Source organism: Streptomyces boetiae (assembly GCF_031845405.1).
Classification (GTDB): Bacteria; Actinomycetota; Actinomycetes; order Streptomycetales; family Streptomycetaceae; genus Streptomyces; species Streptomyces boetiae.
This window is the reverse complement of record NZ_JAVREN010000013.1, coordinates 58,788-76,022: the sequence shown is the minus strand read 5'-3', so window position 1 is coordinate 76,022 and position 17,235 is coordinate 58,788. Positions and strand designations below refer to the sequence as shown.

Genomic DNA, 17,235 nt, shown 5'->3' with positions numbered 1-17,235 from the left:
CCGTGCCGGCCGCACCGCCCGCGCAGCGGGCGGCCCAGGCCGGAAAGAGTGCGCCGCCACGAAGGCCCGAGCCGCCTCCCGGGCAAGCGGCGCCGACCGCAGGCGGGCGCCTCCGCGTCCTGGAAGAGTGCGGCGCGCAGGGCAAAGCCACGCCGAGGCGACGCTCCGCCCACAGGGCGAGGCGCCCTCCCCGCAGGGGAGGGCACGGCCCGCAAGGGCAGGCGCCCCGCAGGAAGGAGCATCCCTCCCGCGGGACGGGCCCCCGCCGGGAGCGGCGTGCCATTCTCCGGGCCGCGCCCCCGGACGGGGGTCGCGGCTAGCGTTCCGCGAGCTGGAGCATGCGGTCGACCACGCGGGACGTGGCCAGGCCGTCGGAGGGCTCGCAGAACTCCTTGACGAACTCCTCGTACTTCGCGGCGTACCGGCCTCGGACGAAGTCGATGTCGCGGATGGACTCGATCAGCTCCTCCGAGGTCTTGATCAGCGGCCCCGGCGCCTTCTCGGTGAAGTCGAAGTAGAAGCCGCGCAGCGTGTCCCGGTAGTGCTCCAGGTCGTAGGTGAAGAAGAGCATCGGCCGCCCCGAGTGCGCGAAGTCGAAGAGCACCGAGGAGTAGTCCGTGATCAGCACGTCGGCGATCAGGTACAGCTCCGCGATGTCCGGGTAGGCCGAGACGTCCCACACGAAGCCCTGCCCCGCGCCCGGGATCGCGTCCAGGATCTTGGGGTGCTTGCGGAAGAGGAAGACGTGGTCCTCGCTGAGCGCCTCGCGCGCGGCGTTCAGGTCCACCCGCAGGTCCAGCTTGAACTTCGAGGCGGTGTGCCGCTGGTCGTCCCGCCAGGTCGGGGCGTAGAGCACGACCTTCTTGCCCTGCGGGATGCCCAGCGCGGCCCGCACCCGCTGCGCCGTCTTCTCCCGGTCCTCCCGGTGGAAGATGTCGTTGCGCGGGTAGCCGGCCTCCAGGATCTCGCCCTCGCAGCGGAAGGCGTTGCGCATGATCGGGGTGGTGAACGCGTTCGGCGAGACGACGATGTCGAACTGCCGGAAGCGGTGCGGCAGGCTCGCGATATAGGCGAGGTTGGCCTTCGGCGTGCCCAGCAGGTCGGCGCCGATCTTCTTCAGCGGCGTGCCGTGCCAGGTCTGGACGACGACCTGCCCCTCGCGCCGCTCGTACCAGTCGCCCAGGCCGACGTTGGTGACGACGTAGCGGCTGCGGGCCAGCGCCTCGTACCACTCGCGGCTGTGCCACTCCACGGCCCTCACGCCCGGCGGCAGCGCGACCTGCGCGTCGGCCACCGACCACAGGTGCTCCACCTCGGTGCCGCGCCGCACCAGCTCCTCGTGGATGGCGCGCGGGGAGTCGGAGAACTGCTTGCCGCCGAAGCTGTTGTAGAAGACGGCCTCCCGCAGCGGCTCGGTCTTGAACCGGGGGGTGTGGACCTGCCGCAGCTCCCGCTGCCGGTGGGCGCCGCGCTCCTCGGAGGTGAGCACCGGTCCCGAGCCGAGGAAGATCCGGTCGTAGTAGCGGCGGTTGACGGTGTAGGTGCGGCCCGCGACGCGCTTCTTCAGCGGGATCAGCGGTTCGATGAGGTCGGCGCGCAGCTTCACGGGGACGTCCTCGCCATGGCCCCAGGCGTCCTGGTCGCGCAGCGAGAAGTACCAGCGGCCCGCGCGCAGCGGCAGCACGTCGTCGTACCGGCGCATCCGGTCCGGCTGGACGCGGATCGAGAAGCGGGCCTGCGCCGCCGACCACTCCAGCGGCAGGACGTGCTCCTCGAAACGCTCGCCGTGCCGCAGCACGAACCGCATCCGCTCGCCGGGGCCGGTGTAGGAGCCCTCCACCACCAGCGCGCCCTTGACCCACTCCAGCCGGTCGACCACGGCCTGCCGGGCGCGGTCGTGCAGCTTCAGCAGGCCGGGGCCGTCGGTGGTGACGGCGATCTCGCGGCCGAGCGGGCGGGGGTAGCGGCCGGGGACGAAGCCCTCGCGGACGGTGGCCCGCCGGGAGGTGCCGTCGGCGAAGTCGATGTGGGCGAGGAAGTCCTGGGTCTTCTCGCGCGGCTCGGTGGCGACGGTGAGGTCGGCGAAGGGGACGGCGGCGGTGAAGCGGACCTGGCCGGGCTCCTCCGCGCCGCCCTCGGCCTCCGCCAGCGGGTACTCGCTCTCCGCGCCCTTGTGGCCCTTGCGCTGCACCCGCAGCCGCGTCGGCCGCCGCCCGCCGGCCGGGGCGCTCAGCGTCAGCTCCAGCGCCTCCCCGCCGCCGCTCGCCGCCTGGGCGACGACCTCGGCCCCGGGCAGGTCCACGGTGACGCGGAAGCGGTCCTCGGTGAAGCCCGCGACCAGCCGGGCGCCGTCGCCCAGGTCCCGGGCCTGGGAGTGGCCCGCCGAGCCGATGTCGCTGCGTTCGACGTTGCCCGGGACGTAGCCGCCGGGGCGGGGCAGGGCGACGGTCAGGCCCCAGGTGCCGGCCTTCCACCGGCCGCGGGACTTCAGCCTCGCGGGGTCGATGGTGATCTCGAAGCCCCAGTCGTCGTAGCTGTGCAGGGCCTGCCTGGAGTCGCGGGTGGCGCGCGCCGACTCCACGGCCCGGTACTTCACCGGGACGCGGCGCCCGCCCGGCGCCCGCAGCCAGGCCAGCCGCGGCATCGGGCCGATGCCGCCCTCGGGGAGGTTGAGCACGTAGGCGTAGCCGCGGACGAGGAGCTTGCCGTCCTGCCAGAGCACCTCGGTGGCCTTGGCGCGCACCGGCATCTCGCGCAGGTGCAGCCGGGAGACGTGGCCGGGCAGGGAACGGCCGTCGACGCCGGGGATCGCGACGTACGGCCGCAGGCGCCCGCGCACCGGGAAGGCGGTGGGGTTCTCCCGCTCGAAGGCCAGGACGGTCAGCAGCTCCTCGACGCGCCGCTCGCGCGCCAGGTGCCACTTGATCCGCGCGACGGGCGGCAGCTTGCGGAGCGTGGCCTGACCGGCGGACGCCAGGAACGCCCCGGCCTCGCCGAGGAACGCCTCGCGCTCCGCCGCGTCGGCCTCCGGCAGGTACCGCATCCGGCGCCGGAGTTCCTCGGGAATGATGTCTTCTGGCTTCGCTACCACGTCAGTCCGTGCCTTCTCTTGGCTCGTCGCTCTCTCGGCTGTCTCCGTCGGGCGGGGGTGCCCCGGGAGGCTCCCTTCAGGGCGCCTTGGCCGGAACGGCGGCCCCGGGCGTTCCCGCCTCGGCCAGCGCCCGGTTGCGGGCCTCGGCCCGCGCCGCCAGGGCGTTGACGGCCGCGTTGAACCGCTCCAGCGAGGTGGGCTCGTCGGGCCCGAGGAGGTACCGCTTCAGCTCCAGGCGGTCGGCGGCCAGCGGGTCCTGGCCGGGGCTCGCCACGGCCCGCAGCAGCTCGACGAGCCGGGCCGCGTCGTTGGCCAGGATCACGGCCGCGCGGACCGCGGTGTTCTGCCGCTTGAACTCCTCCTCGCCCAGTCCGGCGGAGTCGGTCACGGCGTAGGGCTTGCCGCTGGCGATCCAGTCCGAGACGACCGAGGAGATGTCGGAGACCAGGGCGTCGGCCTGGTTGAAGCACTCGAAGAGCTGCGGCTCGGGGCCCTCGATCACCCGGTGCTCCCACCAGCCGCGGGCGTGCCAGTAGGCCTCGTTCCACTCGGCCAGGCGGCGGGCCTCGGCCTGGGCCTGGTCGGCCGGGGTCAGGGCGTCGCGGGAGACCGAGGCGTCGTCCCAGACGACGGCCAGGGCCGGGCCGACGCCGCCGTTCTCCTCGATGGCGCGCAGCGCCGCCTGGGCGCGGGCCCGCTCCTCGGCGGTCTCGCGCACGGCGGCGGCGAACCGCGGGTCGGCGGCGCGTTCGGCCGCGGCGGCCTCGATCAGGGCCACGATCCGCTGGTGGACGGCGCCGGCCGCGGGGTCGCGGGTGCCGGTGAAGGGGTGGGGCTTGTAGAGCAGGCGCACCGGGTGCTCGGCGGTCAGCAGGGTGCGGACGATGTTCTCCCCGGCCAGGAGGAGCGAGGTGTTGCCCGGGTCGTCGGTCCAGCCCTCCCAGGTGGGGGCGTACAGCACCGTGGGTATCCGGTCCTGGGCAACGCCCGTGCCGGGCCGGATCCCGGCGAGCTGCGGGCGGCCCACCTCGACGATGTCCTCGTCCCGGACGCCGACGTCGGCCAGGGCGTACCGGTCGCGGCCGGCGCGGCCGGCGGTCCACACCTCGTCGTACGCCTTGGCGTAGGGGTTGATGCTGGCGATCTTGTCGCTGTCGCCGTGGCCGATGAAGACGTGCTTCATGGTGGGCACGCGCAGCAGGTGGAGGTTCTTGCCGACGTTGGCCGGGTAGAGGCCGACGCGCAGCATGGAGAGGTCCATGTTCATCAGGTCCACGGCGCTGGGCACGCACAGCACGGGCAGCGAGGTGGTGGCCAGCCGGGAGAGGATCGGGCGTTCCCGCAGGATGACCACGCCCCGGGCGTCCAGCCGCTCCAGGCTCTCCAGCCACATGTTGACCTGGTAGGCCGAGTCCTTGGACCCGGAGAAGTACAGCGCCACGGTCGGCCGGTGGCTGCGCAGCCACCCGTCGAACCACTCCATGGCCGCCTCCCGCGGCGGCGGCAGGCGCCGTGCGGAGAGGAAGGGAACGAGCGCCGCGAGGTAGGCCAGCACCAGCACGCCGGTGGCGGCCAGGCCCGCGTAGCCGTACGCCGGGCGGCCGGTGGCCAGGACAGCGAGGAGCCCGGCGGTCAGCGGCAGCTCGGTGTGGAGCGCCTTCTCCACGGCCCGGTGGGTCAGCCAGCGGGGCGGGCCCGGGGGGACGGGCAGGGTGGAGAGGTCGATGTTGCGGGTGGCGATGGGCAGCCGGCGCTTGCGGCGCAGGGTCATCACCAGGCCGGTGTGCGGGGCCTGGAGGCCGTAGAACGCCACGAGTCCCGCCACGCCCACGTGGAAGACCGTCTCGTCCGCCCAGCCGGAGCGGGCCAGCAGCAGGGCCAGCAGCAGGTCGCGGATCAGGAAGCGGACGGTGAGGCCGACCCGGGCCTTGCCGAGCCGGACCAGCAGGTAGCTGCCGCCGCGGTGCAGCAGGTGGTCCCCGGCGTAGGAGACCGCGGCGGCGGCGGCGAACAGGACGCCCGAGGGCAGCAGGGCGGCCAGGAGCATCACCGGGAAGCCGGCCAGCATCAGCAGCGCGGCGGCCAGCTCCGGTGCGGTGCCCGCGCCGGTCAGCCGGCGGAGCGGTCCTGCCGTCATGCCACCTCCCCGGCGGCCTCGGCGTTCAGCGCGGCGGCCAGGGCGCGTTCGAAGGAGCCGGCGGCGCTGGCGTCGGCGGTGGGGTCCTGCTGGCGGACGTCGATGACGTGGCCGGTGAGCGGCGAGAGCAGGACGTCGAGGGAGGTGCGGGCGACGGCCTCGGAGGAGAGCAGGGTGCCCGCCGGCTCCTGGCCGAAGGCCCGGGTCCGCATCGGGGTGGCGGTCCGCTCGGGGTTGACGCAGTTGACGCGGATGCCGTCGGCGGCCCACTCGTCGGCGAGGGCCTGGGTGAGGTTGACCATGGCGGCCTTGGTGGAGGAGTACAGGCTGTACTCGGCCCGGCCGCGGGTGTAGCTGCTGGAGGTGTAGAGCAGGAGCTGGCCGCCGGACTCGGCCAGGTACTTGTGGGCGGCCCTGGCTATGCGCACCGGCGCGAGGTAGTTGACCGTCAGCGCCTCCTCGATGACCGCGTCCTCGGTCTCCGCCAGCTTGCCTATGCGCAGGACGCCCGCGGTGTTCACCACGTGGTCGATGCGGCCGGTGTCGGCGTACGCCTTGGCCAGGGCCTCCGCGATGTCCCGCGGGTTCTCCACGTGGGTGCCGGTGGTCGAGCGGCCCAGGGCGTAGACGGTGGCGCCGTAGCGGGCGGCCAGGTCGGCGATGTCCTTGCCGATGCCGTAGGAGCCGCCGAAGACGACGACGGTCTTCCCGGCCAGCTGCTCGCGGTAGGCGTCCTCGTCGCCCGGGACGGGCGCGGCGGTGGAGGCGAGCTGGAAGAGCTTGTCGGCGATGAAGACGTCGACGGGCTGGGTGACCTTCATGTTGTACTCGTCGCCCGGGACCACGTGGATGGGCACGTCGGGCAGGTACTTCAGGACCACGGAGCAGTCGTCGGTGGCCTGGAAATTCGGGTCGCCGGCTGCGATCTCGTAGGCGCGGCGGATCGTGGAGAGCCGGAACGCCTGGGGCGTCTGGCCGCGGCGCAGCCGGGATCGGTCGGGGACGTCGGTGATGAACTCGCCGTCCTCGCCGTGGGTGCGGGTGACGATGATGGTGTCGGCCGAGGGTATGGCCACGTCCACGGCGCTGTAGCGGGCCAGCGCGGCCACGCAGTCCTGGATCACCCGCTGGGAGAGCAGGGGGCGGACGGCGTCGTGGAAGAGGACGTTGCGCTCCTCGCCCTCGGCCAGCCCCTCGGAGAGCACCTCGATCGCGCGCTGGGTGGTCTCGTTGCGCGTGGCGCCGCCCTCGACGACGCGGGTGACCTTGGTCAGCCCGCCCTTGGCGACGATCTTCTCGACCTCGGCGGCGTAGCCGGGGGCCATCATCACGAGGACGTCGTCGATGTCGTCGGCCTCCTCGAAGATCGCGAGGGTGTGCTCGATGACGGCCTTGCCGGCGACCTTGATCAGCTGCTTCGGGATGGAGAGACCCACGCGCTGGCCCGTGCCACCGGCCAGCACGACGGCGGTGGTGTGCGGGGACGGCCCTGAGGGATGGATGGACAAGGAAACTCCTGCCGGTGTCAAGAAGTGCCGGGTGTCAACAAGTGTCGCCTACGCGATGAGAAGGTTAACCCCAGTAGAAGCCTGACCCCTAAGCCGGATGAACCGTTGTCGACTGTTATGGGTTTGTGACGCCTCCCCGTGACACCCGACACGGTCTCGTGACCCGCTTCGTGGCACTATCCCCGGATTATCACTCCTTGTCCCCGCTCGTCATTCGAAGGGGTCGAATTCCTCGAACTCCCGGTCCGCGGCGTCCTTGCGCCGGGCCTCCCGCTCCCGGCGGCGTCCGGCGGCGGGGCGCAGGACGTTCAGCCGGTGGTCCTCGCCGCGGCGGCCGAGCATCTCGGCGCCCCCGCTCATCGTCGGCTCCCAGTCGAAGACGACCGCGTTCTCCTCGGGGCCGATGGCCACGCCGTCGCCCTCCCGGGCCCCGGCCCGCAGCAGCTCCTCCTCGACGCCGAGCCGGTTGAGGCGGTCCGCGAGGTAGCCCACGGCCTCGTCGTTGCCGAAGTCGGTCTGCAGCACCCAGCGCTCCGGCTTCTCGCCGCGCACCCGGTACAGGCCCTCGCCCTCCGCGGTGACCGTGAAGCCGGTCTCGTCCACGGCCCTGGGGCGGATCACGACGCGGGTGTTCTCCTGCGGCGCGCGGGCGGCCCGCGCCTCGGTGACCAGGCCCGCCACGGCGAACGACAGCTCCCGCAGCCCCTTGCGGGAGACGGCGGAGACCTCGAAGACCCGCAGGCCGCGCGCCTCCAGGTCGGGCCGGACGATCTCGGCGAGGTCCTGGCCCTCGGGGATGTCGGTCTTGTTCAGCACCACCAGGCGCGGCCGGTCGTTCAGGCCGCCGTAGCTCTCCAGCTCCGCCTCGATCACGTCGAGGTCGGTGAGCGGGTCGCGGCCGGGCTCCAGCGTGGCGCAGTCCAGCACGTGCACCAGCACCGAGCAGCGCTCCACGTGCCGCAGGAACGCCAGGCCCAGGCCCTTGCCCTCGCTGGCGCCCGGGATCAGCCCGGGGACGTCCGCGACGGTGTAGACGGTGGAGCCGGCGGTGACCACGCCGAGGTTGGGCACCAGGGTGGTGAAGGGGTAGTCCGCGATCTTGGGGCGGGCGGCGGAGAGCACGGAGATCAGCGAGGACTTCCCGGCGCTGGGGTAGCCGACGAGGGCCACGTCCGCGACGGTCTTCAGCTCCAGGACCAGCTCCCGCTCCTCGCCCGGCTCCCCGAGCAGCGCGAAGCCGGGGGCCTTGCGGCGGGGGGAGGCGAGCGCGGCGTTGCCCAGGCCGCCCCGGCCGCCCTGCCCGGCGACGAAGGTGGTGCCCTCCCCGATCAGGTCGGCCAGGACGGTGCCGTGCCGGTCCAGCACGACGGTGCCGTCGGGGACGGGCAGCACGAGGTCCTGGCCGTCGGCGCCGGTGCGGTGGCCGCCGGCGCCGGGGCGGCCGTTGGTGGCCTTGCGGTGCGGGCGGTGGTGGTAGTCGAGCAGCGTGGTGACGTCCCGGTCCACGACGAGCACGACGTTGCCGCCCCGGCCGCCGTCGCCGCCGTCCGGGCCGCCCAGGGGCTTGAACTTCTCCCGGTGGACGGAGGCGCAGCCGTGGCCCCCGTTCCCCGCGACGACGTGCAGCTCGACGCGGTCCACGAAGGTGGTCATGACGGGTGTCTCCTCAAGGGGGGTGGGGCTGTGGCGGGGCTCGGGGCGGGACGGGTGGACGGGGGGTGAAACGGCGAGGGCGGACCGGCCTCCCGGCAGGGAAGGCGGTCCGCCCTGGCGCACGGCCGACGACGCGGCCGGTGGACTACTCGGCTGCGGCCGGAACGACGTTGACGACCTTGCGGTCGCGCAGCCGCCCGAACTGCACGGTGCCCGCGCGGAGCGCGAACAGCGTGTCGTCCTTGCCGCGGCCGACGCCGTTGCCCGGGTGGAAGTGGGTGCCGCGCTGGCGGACCAGGATCTCGCCGGCGTTCACCACCTGGCCGCCGAAGCGCTTCACGCCGAGGTACTGGGGGTTGGAGTCGCGGCCGTTCCGGGTGGAGGACGCGCCCTTCTTGTGTGCCATCTTCTCTACGTCCTAACGGGAGGCGCTTACTTGGAGGCCGGGGCGGGGATCTCGGTGATCTTCAGCTGGGTGTGCAGCTGGCGGTGGCCCATCCGCCGGCGGTACCCGGTCTTGTTCTTGAACTTCTGAATCCGGATCTTCTCGCCCTTGTGGTGGTCGACCACCTCGGCCCGGACCTTCACCCCGGCGAGCACCCACGGGTCGCTGGTGACGGTCTCGCCGTCCACGACGAGCAGCGTGGAGAGCTCCACGGTGTCGCCCACCCCGCCGCTCAGCCGGTCAACCTCGATGACGTCGCCCACAGAGACCTTCTGCTGACGGCCGCCGGTGCGCACGATCGCGTACACGCGACAACTCTCCCTCGCTCGTTGCGGAGCCCCTGATGCCAGCAGCGGGTCCCGGAGCCGGGGCCCGGCCTCTCCCGGGGCGGGGCCCGGGGGCCCGCGCGCGGTGCGGGAGGTCGTTGCTCAGGAGCGGTGGCGGGCCTGGTGACACGCCGACCGCCAAGGATACGGAGGCGCCGATCAGCCGGTCAAATCGCCCCGGCCCGGTGCCAGGGGCCGGACGCGCGCCCGCCGCGGCCGTCGTGCGCCCCCGGGGGAGGGACGGGACAACGGCCGCGGCGGGCGCCGCGGGTCACCTGCGGGCGTTCACCCGCTGCCGGTCACAGTCCGGCGGTCACTCCTCGGCGGGGGCCGAGACCGACGGGGGCTGCTGCTGGCCCGCCGCGGCGGTGGCCTTGGCCGACTTCTTGGCCGCCGTCTTCTTGGTGGTGGCCTTCTTCGCGGTGGTCTTCTTGGCCGCCTTCTTCGCCGTCTTCTTGGCGGCCTTCTTCGCGGTCGTCTTCGCGGCCGTCTTCGCGGTCGCCTTCTTGGCCGCCGCCGTCTTCTTGGCGGGCGCGGCCGTGACCACGGTCACCACGGCCTCGGTGGCGCCCTCCGGCGAGCCGGCCGGGGCGGAGGCGCGGCGGACCGCGCGCCGCCGCGGCGGCTCGGGCTCGGCGGGGGCCGCCTCCTCGGCGGGCTCCGGCGCTGCGGGCACGGCCCCGGGCTCCGGGGCGTGCTCGGGGGCCGCTGCGATGACCACGACCTCGGGCTCGGGCGCGGCCTTGGGCGCGCCGGCCGCCGCGGTGGCCTTGCGGGGGCCGCGCCGCCGGGCCGGGGCGGGCTCGGGGGCCGGCTCGGGCTCCGGGGCCGCGGGCCGCGGCTCGACGGGCTCCGGATCGGCCGCGGCCTCGGCGGGGATCTCGGCGGGCTCGGGCGCGGCCGTGACGACCGTGACCACGGCCTGCGCCTCCTCGGAGGCCGTGGCCGGCGGCCCGGCGGGCGCGCTGACCTTGCGGCTGACCCGACGGCGGCGCCGGGGCGCGGGCGCCTCGGCGGCCTCCTCCAAGGCCACGGGCTCCTCAGCGGCGGGCGCGGCCTCGGCGGGCTCCGGCCCGACGGGCTCGACCGGGCCGACCTCCTCCTCCACGGTGTCCGCGGGCACGATCGGCTCGACCGGCGCGGCGGCCTCCGCCGCCGCCTCGGCCGCCTCGGCGGCGGCCCGGCCACGCTTCCTGGCCTTCCGGCCGCCGCCCCCGCCGCCCGTGGCGTGGACCTGATCCATGTGGACGATGACGCCGCGGCCGTTGCAGTGCACGCACGGCTCGGAGAACGACTCCAGCAGGCCCTGGCCCACGCGCTTCCTGGTCATCTGGACCAGGCCCAGCGAGGTGACCTCGGCCACCTGGTGCTTGGTGCGGTCCCGGCCCAGGCACTCAAGCAGGCGCCGCAGGACCAGCTCCCGGTTGGACTCCAGCACCATGTCGATGAAGTCGATCACGATGATGCCGCCCAGGTCGCGCAGGCGGAGCTGGCGGACGATCTCCTCGGCGGCCTCCAGGTTGTTCCTGGTGACCGTCTCCTCCAGGTTGCCGCCCTGCCCGGTGAAACGGCCGGTGTTGACGTCGATGACGACCATCGCCTCGGTCCGGTCGATCACCAGGGAGCCGCCGCTGGGCAGCCAGACCTTCCGGTCCAGCGCCTTCATCAGCTGCTCGTCCACCCGGTAGGTGGCGAAGACGTCCGTCTCCGAGGTCCACCGCTCCAGGCGTCCCGCGAGGTCGGGCGCGACGTGCGCGACGTAACCGTGGATGGTCTCCCACGCCTCGTCGCCGCTGACGATGACCTTGGAGAAGTCCTCGTTGAAGATGTCGCGGACCACGCGGACGGTCATGTCCGGCTCGCCGTACAGCAGGCTGGGCGCGCTGCCGCGCTTGGCCTTCTTCTGGATGTCCGCCCACTGGGCCTGGAGGCGCTCGACGTCGCGGGTCAGCTCCTCCTCGGTGGCGCCCTCGGCCGCGGTGCGCACGATGACGCCGGCGTCCTCGGGGACGATCTTCTTGAGGATCTGCTTCAGCCGGGCGCGCTCGGTGTCCGGCAGCTTGCGGCTGATGCCGGTCATCGAGCCCTCGGGCACGTAGACCAGGTAGCGGCCGGGCAGCGAGATCTGGCTGGTGAGGCGGGCGCCCTTGTGGCCGATGGGGTCCTTGGTGACCTGCACCAGCACGGCCTGGCCCGACTTCAGGGCGGACTCGATGCGGCGCGGGCCGCCGCCCATGCCCAGGGCCTCGAAGTTGACCTCGCCCGCGTACAGCACGGCGTTGCGGCCCTTGCCGATGTCGACGAAGGCGGCCTCCATCGAGGGCAGGACGTTCTGGACCTTGCCGAGGTAGACGTTGCCGACGTAGCTGGCGGACTGCTCCTTGTTCACGAAGTGCTCGACGAGGACGTCGTCCTCCAGCACCCCGATCTGCGTCCGGTCGCCGTGCTGGCGCACCACCATCACGCGCTCCACCGACTCGCGGCGGGCGAGGAACTCGGCCTCGGTGATGATCGGCGCGCGGCGCCGGCCCTGCTCGCGGCCCTCGCGGCGGCGCTGCTTCTTCGCCTCCAGGCGGGTGGAGCCCCTGATGGACTGCACGCCGTCGCTGCTCTCGACGCCCTCCAGGCGCTTGCGGCGCGGCTCGCGGACCTTGACGACGGTGCGCTCGGGGTCGTCCCCGCCGGTCTCGGCCGCGCCCTCCGCGTCGCCGCTGCGGCGGCGGCGCCTGCGGCGGCGGCGCGAGGAGCCTGCGCCCTCGCCCTCGGCCTCCTCAGCGGCCTCGGCCTCCTCCTCGGCGGAGAGGCTCTCGGGCTCCTCCTCGTCCGGGATCTCCTCGCGGTCCTCGGCCCCGGCCGCGGCGGCCTCGGCGGCGCGCTCGGCGGTCTCGCCGCGGCGGCGCCTGCGCCCGCCCCGGCGGCGCCTGCGGGCGGGACGCCCGGCCTGCGCCTCGTCGTCCTCCTCCAGGTCCTCGGCACCCTCCTCGGCGGCGGCCTCGCCGGCGACGGCGAGCTCCTCGGCCTCGGCGAGCTCTTCGTCCTCCTCCTCGTCGGGCTCCGGAACGGCCGCGGTGGAGCGCTGGGCCTCCTCGGCGGCGCGCTGCGGGGTCTGGAACATCGGGGCCTGGAAGACCGGCGCCTGGAAGACGGTGGCCACGGGGACGGCGGGCGGCAGCGGCACGTCGCCCTCGTCGGTGTCGGCGGCGGCCGGGGCCTCCTCGGAGGCGGCGGGCGCGGCCTCGGGGGCGGCGACGGCGCGGGTGGCGCGGCGCTTGCGGCGACCGGGCGCGGGCTCCTCGGCCTGGGAGGCCTCGGACAGCTCCTGCGCGGAGGCCGCGTCGGTGCCGGCCACGGGCTCGTGGGCGGCCTCGGGCGCCGCCTCGGCGCGGGTGCCGCGCCGCTTGCGGCGGCCCGGCGCGGGCTCCTCGGCCTGCGCGGACTGCGGCGGCTCCTGCGCGGGAGCGGCCTCGGCGACGGCCTCGGGCTCGGGCTCGGGTGCCGCGGCGGCGCGGGAGGTCCGGCGCCTGCGGCGTGCGGGCGCCGCCTCCTCGGGGAAGTCGGCCTGGTCGGCCACCGGCGGCGGCTCAACGGGGGTCTCGCCCGGCGCGGAGGACGGCTCGGCGGCGGCCCGGGCCTCCTCGGCGGTGGGCTCCGGTGCCGCCGCGGCGGCGCGGCGCCTGCGGCGCGGGGCCGCCTGCTCCTCGCCGGCCGCCTCGGCCGCGGGTGCCTCCGCCGCGGACTCGGCCTGCGGCTCCGGGGCCGTGGCGGGCTCCGGCGCGGAGGCCACCCGGGTGGCCCGGCGCCTGCGGCGTGCGGGGGCGGCCTCCTCGGAGACCTCGGAGACCTCGGAGACCTCGGAGACCTCGGCGGGCGCGGCCTCGGAGGCCGACGGCTCCGCCGCGGGAGCGGCCTGCGCCGGGGCCCCGGCAGCGCCCTCGGCGGCCGGGGGCGTGAGCTCGGGGGCCGAGACCGCGCGCGTGGCACGGCGCCTGCGGCGCGGCGGCGCGGGCTCCTCGGCGGGCGCGGCGGCGGTCTCAGGGGCGGCGGCGTCGGCGGAGGCTGTCTCGCCGCCCGCCGGAGCCGCAGCCCCGGAAGCGAGCCCGGCCTCCACGGCCTGGGCGCCCGGCTCGGGCGTGGACGCGGCGCGCGTGGCACGGCGCCTGCGGCGCGGCGCTGCGGGCTCCTCCGCGGCCGGAGCGGCGGCGGCCTCGCCGGCCGCTCCCGCCTCCCCGGCCCGTTCGCCCGCCTCCGCGGCGGACGCAGCGGGCCCCGCCGGGGCCTCGGCCGGCTCGGGGGTCGCGGCGGCGCGGGTGCTGCGCCGCCTGCGGCGCGGCGGGAGCGTGTCGCTCGGGGTCGCCGCGGGGGTCGTGGTGTCGTCGTTCTCGATGCGCTCGGCGCCGTCCGCTCCCGCGGACTGGTCGGTCTCGTGCATGCGGGCGTTTCTCCCGTCACGCTCCCGGGCGCCTCGCCTTTGCCGGACGGGCGCCGCTCGGGAGCTGTTCGTGTCACTCGCCGGTTCCGGCCCTGGGGCCCGGCTACGGCGAAAGTCTGCTGGCCGGTGCGTCGCATCGAAACGGCCGGAAGACCCGAGTGGCTCCCTGGCACCGGCCCGTTCGGCGGCGCGGCGACAACGTCCGTTATCCGGCACTTCCCGGAAGCGCCCCCGCGGCCTGCTGTCCGGCGGCCGCGGTGAGGGCGGTCTGGGCAGCGTCGCGGTCGAGCGCGAACGGGTCGGTCACCGTGCCGGTCTCCTCATCGAGCGGCCCCTGCGCCAGCCTGGTCACCGAAGCCGGGACCGGCGGCGCCAGGTCGGCCAGAACACGGAGGCCGGACAGGACGTCGTCGGGTCGTACGGCGGGGGTAAGATGCCGCACTACCAGGCGCAGTATCGCACAAGGTACGGGCCCGCTCCCATCGGGGCTGGTCGCCGGGGGTGCCACGGACAGGGAAACGACCGCGGCCCGGGCGTCGAAAGTCCGCAGCCCCTTCTTCGTCTGCCGCTTCACCTCGACGCTCCCGGCCGCCAGTAAGACGGCCGCCGCGCGCTCCGCCTCCTCGGGCTCCACGCCCGCCAGCCGCAGCTCCCAGTGGGAGGCCGCCAGCCGCTCGGCGAACTCGGCGGTGCGCGCCTGGACCGCGTCCACCAGGTCGAGGCCCGGCGGCAGCGAGGCGTCGAGCAACGCCAGCACCTCCGCCGGATCGCGCTCCTCCGCGAGCCCGATCTCCAGGTACTCGGCCTCGCTGGCGGTGCCCGTCGGCGCGGCGTTGGCGTAGGAGACCTTGGGGTGCGGGCTGAACCCGGCCGAATACGCCATGGGCACCCCGGCCCGGCGCAGGGCGCGCTCGAAGGCGCGCTGGAAGTCCCGGTGGCTGGTGAACCGCAGGCGGCCCCGCTTCGTGTACCGCATCCGGATGCGCTGCACCGTGGGCGCGGGGGGCGGGCCTGCGGGCTGTCGCTTGCCCAGTGCTCTTCAGTCCCTCGTGCGTGTCGGATCCGTCCCTCGGACGTCTCGCCCTCCAGGTTACGTGCCGCCGGTGGGTACCCAGTACCGGAGCTTCTCGCCCCGCCGGTCCTCGAAGACCCCGCCGCAGGCCTCGATCACCTTGCGGGAGGCCACGTTGTCCCAGTCGCAGGTCAGCAGCACCGGGTCGTGCCCCAGGCGGCGGGCGGCGGGCAGCGAGGCCCGCAGCATGGCCGTGGCGTGCCCGCGGCGGCGGGCCGAGGGGCGGACGTCGTAGCCGATGATCCCGCCCCACTCCAGCAGGCGCGGGGTCATCCGGTGCCGGATGGACAGCCGGCCCAGGAACACCTCACCCTCCACCCACCACAGCACGGTGGAGGGCACGTGCCCGGCCGGGCGCGGCGCGCCGGGGGCGGCGTCCTGGACGACGCGGCGCACGTACGCGGCGAACGCCCCGGGCTCGGCCCACCGCCGCCCGTACACGGCGATGTCCTGCCCGAGCACGCTGGAGTCCCGCGCCGTGCCGCGCCCCTCCGCCCGGAACTCCTCGACCGCCGCGAGAAAGGACTCGCGAACGGCCGTGGTGGGCGTGATCAACTCCGCCATCGCCCCATCGTCCGCCGCGCCCCGCCCGGGGGCAACCCGGCCTCCGCCCCGTCCGGGGGGCGGCGGGCCGGGGCAGGCGCCTACTTGACGACGGTCAGCGGCAGCAGCTTCCGGCCCGTCGGGCCGATCTGGATGCTGGTGTCCATCTGGGGGCAGACCCCGCAGTCGAAGCAGGGGGACCAGCGGCAGTCCTCCACCTCGGTCTCGTCCAGCGCGTCCTGCCAGTCCTCCCAGAGCCAGTCCTTGTCCAGCCCGGAGTCCAGGTGGTCCCAGGGCAGGACCTCCTCGTAGGAGCGCTCGCGGGTGGTGTACCAGTCCACGTCCACGCCCTGGGCGGGCAGCGCCGCGGCGGCGCAGCGCATCCACCGGTCGTAGGAGAAGAACTCCCGCCAGCCGTCGAAGCGCCCGCCGTCCTCGTACACCGCGCGGATCACCGCGCCCACCCGCCGGTCGCCGCGGGAGAGCAGGCCCTCCACGATCCCGGGCTTGCCGTCGTGGTACCGGAAGCCGATGGAACGCCCGTACCGCTTGTCGCCGCGGATGGCCTCGCGCAGCTTCTCCAGCCGCGCGTCGGTCTCCTCGGCCGAGAGCTGCGGGGCCCACTGGAAGGGCGTGTGCGGCTTGGGCACGAAGCCGCCGATGGAGACGGTGCAGCGGATGTCGTTGGCCCCGGAGACCTCGCGGCCCTTGGCGATCACCTTGGTGGCCATCCCGGCGATCTCCAGGACGTCCTCGTCGGTCTCGGTGGGCAGGCCGCACATGAAGTACAGCTTCACCTGGCGCCAGCCGTTGCCGTAGGCGGTGGCGACGGTGCGGATCAGGTCCTCCTCGGAGACCATCTTGTTGATGACCTTCCGGATGCGCTCGCTGCCGCCCTCGGGGGCGAAGGTCAGGCCGGAGCGGCGGCCGTTGCGGGTCAGCTCGTTGGCCAGGTCGATGTTGAACGCGTCGACGCGGGTGGAGGGCAGGGACAGGCCGATCTTGTCCTCCTCGTACCGGTCGGCCAGGCCCTTGGTGATATCGGCGATCTCGCTGTGGTCGGCCGAGGACAGGGACAGCAGGCCGACCTCCTCGAAGCCGGTCGCCTTCAGCCCCCGGTCCACCATCTCGCCGATGCCGGTGATGGAACGCTCCCGCACCGGCCGGGTGATCATCCCCGCCTGGCAGAAGCGGCAGCCGCGCGTGCAGCCGCGGAAGATCTCCACCGACATCCGCTCGTGCACGGTCTCGGCCAGCGGCACCAGCGGCTTCTTGGGGTAAGGCCACTCGTCCAGGTCCATCACGGTGTGCTTGGCCACCCGCCACGGCACCCCCGGCCGGTTCGGCACCACGCGCGCGATCCGGCCGTCCGGCAGGTACTCCACGTCGTAGAAGCCGGGGACGTACACCCCGCCCGTCCTCGCCAGGCGCAGCAGCAGGCCCTCCCGGCCGCCGGGGCGGCCCTCGCGCTTCCACTCCCGCACCAGGTCGCTGATCTCCAGCACGGCCTGCTCGCCGTCCCCGATCACGGCGCAGTCCACGAACTCGGCGATGGGCTCGGGGTTGAACGCCGCGTGCCCGCCGGCCACCACCACCGGGTGGTCCTCGGTGCGGTCGGCGGCGGCCAGCGGGACGCCGGCCAGGTCGAGCGCGGCCAGGAGGTTGGTGTACCCCAGCTCGGTGGAGAAGGAGACGCCGAGCAGGTCGAACGCCCCCACCGGGCGGTGCGCGTCCACCGTGAACTGCGGCACGCCGTGCTCGCGCATCAGCGCCTCCAGGTCGGGCCAGACGCTGTAGGTGCGCTCGGCCAGCACGCCCTCGCGCTCGTTGAGCACCTCGTAGAGGATCATGACGCCCTGGTTGGGGAGCCCGACCTCGTAGGCGTCGGGGTACATCAGCGCCCAGCGCACGTCGCAGGAGTCCCAGTCCTTGACGGTGGAGTTCAGCTCGCCGCCGACGTACTGGATCGGCTTCTGGACGTGCGGGAGGAGGGCCTCCAGGCGCGGGAAGACCGATTCGACAGGCATGGCA

Annotated in this window: 10 protein-coding genes; all 10 read right to left on the bottom strand. The window is 74.5% G+C overall.

The window, feature by feature from the left end; translation table 11 throughout:
* Positions 1-316: 316 nt before the first annotated feature.
* Complete coding sequence (locus RM780_RS11660) at positions 317-3,043, bottom strand: CDP-glycerol glycerophosphotransferase family protein (protein WP_449657199.1); 2,727 nt, start codon at positions 3,041-3,043, stop codon at positions 317-319.
* 124 nt (positions 3,044-3,167) lie between these two features.
* Entirely contained in the window at positions 3,168-5,228 is a 2,061-nt protein-coding gene (locus tag RM780_RS11655) for a hypothetical protein (RefSeq protein WP_311630564.1), read from the bottom strand.
* Positions 5,225-6,730 carry a bifunctional cytidylyltransferase/SDR family oxidoreductase gene (locus RM780_RS11650; RefSeq protein ID WP_311630612.1) on the bottom strand — a complete coding sequence of 502 codons (1,506 nt, stop codon included), beginning with the start codon at positions 6,728-6,730 and terminating at the stop codon, positions 5,225-5,227. The genes RM780_RS11655 and RM780_RS11650 overlap by 4 nt, the downstream gene beginning before the upstream one ends.
* Before the next feature lie 216 nt (positions 6,731-6,946).
* Complete coding sequence (gene obgE, locus RM780_RS11645) at positions 6,947-8,389, bottom strand: GTPase ObgE (protein ID WP_311630563.1); 1,443 nt, start codon at positions 8,387-8,389, stop codon at positions 6,947-6,949.
* A gap of 145 nt (positions 8,390-8,534) precedes the next feature.
* Positions 8,535-8,795, bottom strand: a complete 261-nt coding sequence (gene rpmA, locus RM780_RS11640) for a 50S ribosomal protein L27 (protein WP_311630562.1) — start codon at positions 8,793-8,795, stop codon at positions 8,535-8,537.
* A gap of 26 nt (positions 8,796-8,821) precedes the next feature.
* The gene (rplU, locus tag RM780_RS11635; protein WP_311630561.1) at positions 8,822-9,142 is read right to left on the bottom strand and encodes a 50S ribosomal protein L21; all 321 of its coding nucleotides are present in this window, start codon (positions 9,140-9,142) and stop codon (positions 8,822-8,824) included.
* 331 nt (positions 9,143-9,473) lie between these two features.
* The gene (locus RM780_RS11630) at positions 9,474-13,589 is read right to left on the bottom strand and encodes an Rne/Rng family ribonuclease (protein WP_311630560.1); all 4,116 of its coding nucleotides are present in this window, start codon (positions 13,587-13,589) and stop codon (positions 9,474-9,476) included.
* 205 nt (positions 13,590-13,794) lie between these two features.
* The gene (locus tag RM780_RS11625; protein ID WP_311630559.1) at positions 13,795-14,580 is read right to left on the bottom strand and encodes a TIGR03936 family radical SAM-associated protein; all 786 of its coding nucleotides are present in this window, start codon (positions 14,578-14,580) and stop codon (positions 13,795-13,797) included.
* Positions 14,581-14,679: 99 nt separating this feature from the next.
* Positions 14,680-15,225, bottom strand: coding sequence for a GNAT family N-acetyltransferase (locus RM780_RS11620; RefSeq protein ID WP_311630558.1), 546 nt, complete (start codon positions 15,223-15,225; stop codon positions 14,680-14,682).
* An 80-nt stretch (positions 15,226-15,305) separates the two neighbouring features.
* The gene (locus tag RM780_RS11615) at positions 15,306-17,231 is read right to left on the bottom strand and encodes a TIGR03960 family B12-binding radical SAM protein (RefSeq protein WP_311630557.1); all 1,926 of its coding nucleotides are present in this window, start codon (positions 17,229-17,231) and stop codon (positions 15,306-15,308) included.
* Positions 17,232-17,235 lie beyond the last annotated feature (4 nt).

What these genes read in the sequence shown, in the direction of transcription:
- RM780_RS11615 (WP_311630557.1), bottom strand. Translation starts at nt 17,231, where the DNA reads ATGCCTGTCGAATCGGTCTTCCCGCGCCTGGAGGCCCTCCTCCCGCAC.
- RM780_RS11630 (WP_311630560.1), bottom strand. Translation starts at nt 13,589, where the DNA reads ATGCACGAGACCGACCAGTCCGCGGGAGCGGACGGCGCCGAGCGCATC.
- obgE (WP_311630563.1), bottom strand. Translation starts at nt 8,389, where the DNA reads ATGACCACCTTCGTGGACCGCGTCGAGCTGCACGTCGTCGCGGGGAAC.
- rpmA (WP_311630562.1), bottom strand. Translation starts at nt 8,795, where the DNA reads ATGGCACACAAGAAGGGCGCGTCCTCCACCCGGAACGGCCGCGACTCC.
- RM780_RS11620 (WP_311630558.1), bottom strand. Translation starts at nt 15,225, where the DNA reads ATGGCGGAGTTGATCACGCCCACCACGGCCGTTCGCGAGTCCTTTCTC.
- RM780_RS11655 (WP_311630564.1), bottom strand. Translation starts at nt 5,228, where the DNA reads ATGACGGCAGGACCGCTCCGCCGGCTGACCGGCGCGGGCACCGCACCG.
- RM780_RS11660 (WP_449657199.1), bottom strand. Translation starts at nt 3,043, where the DNA reads ATGCGGTACCTGCCGGAGGCCGACGCGGCGGAGCGCGAGGCGTTCCTC.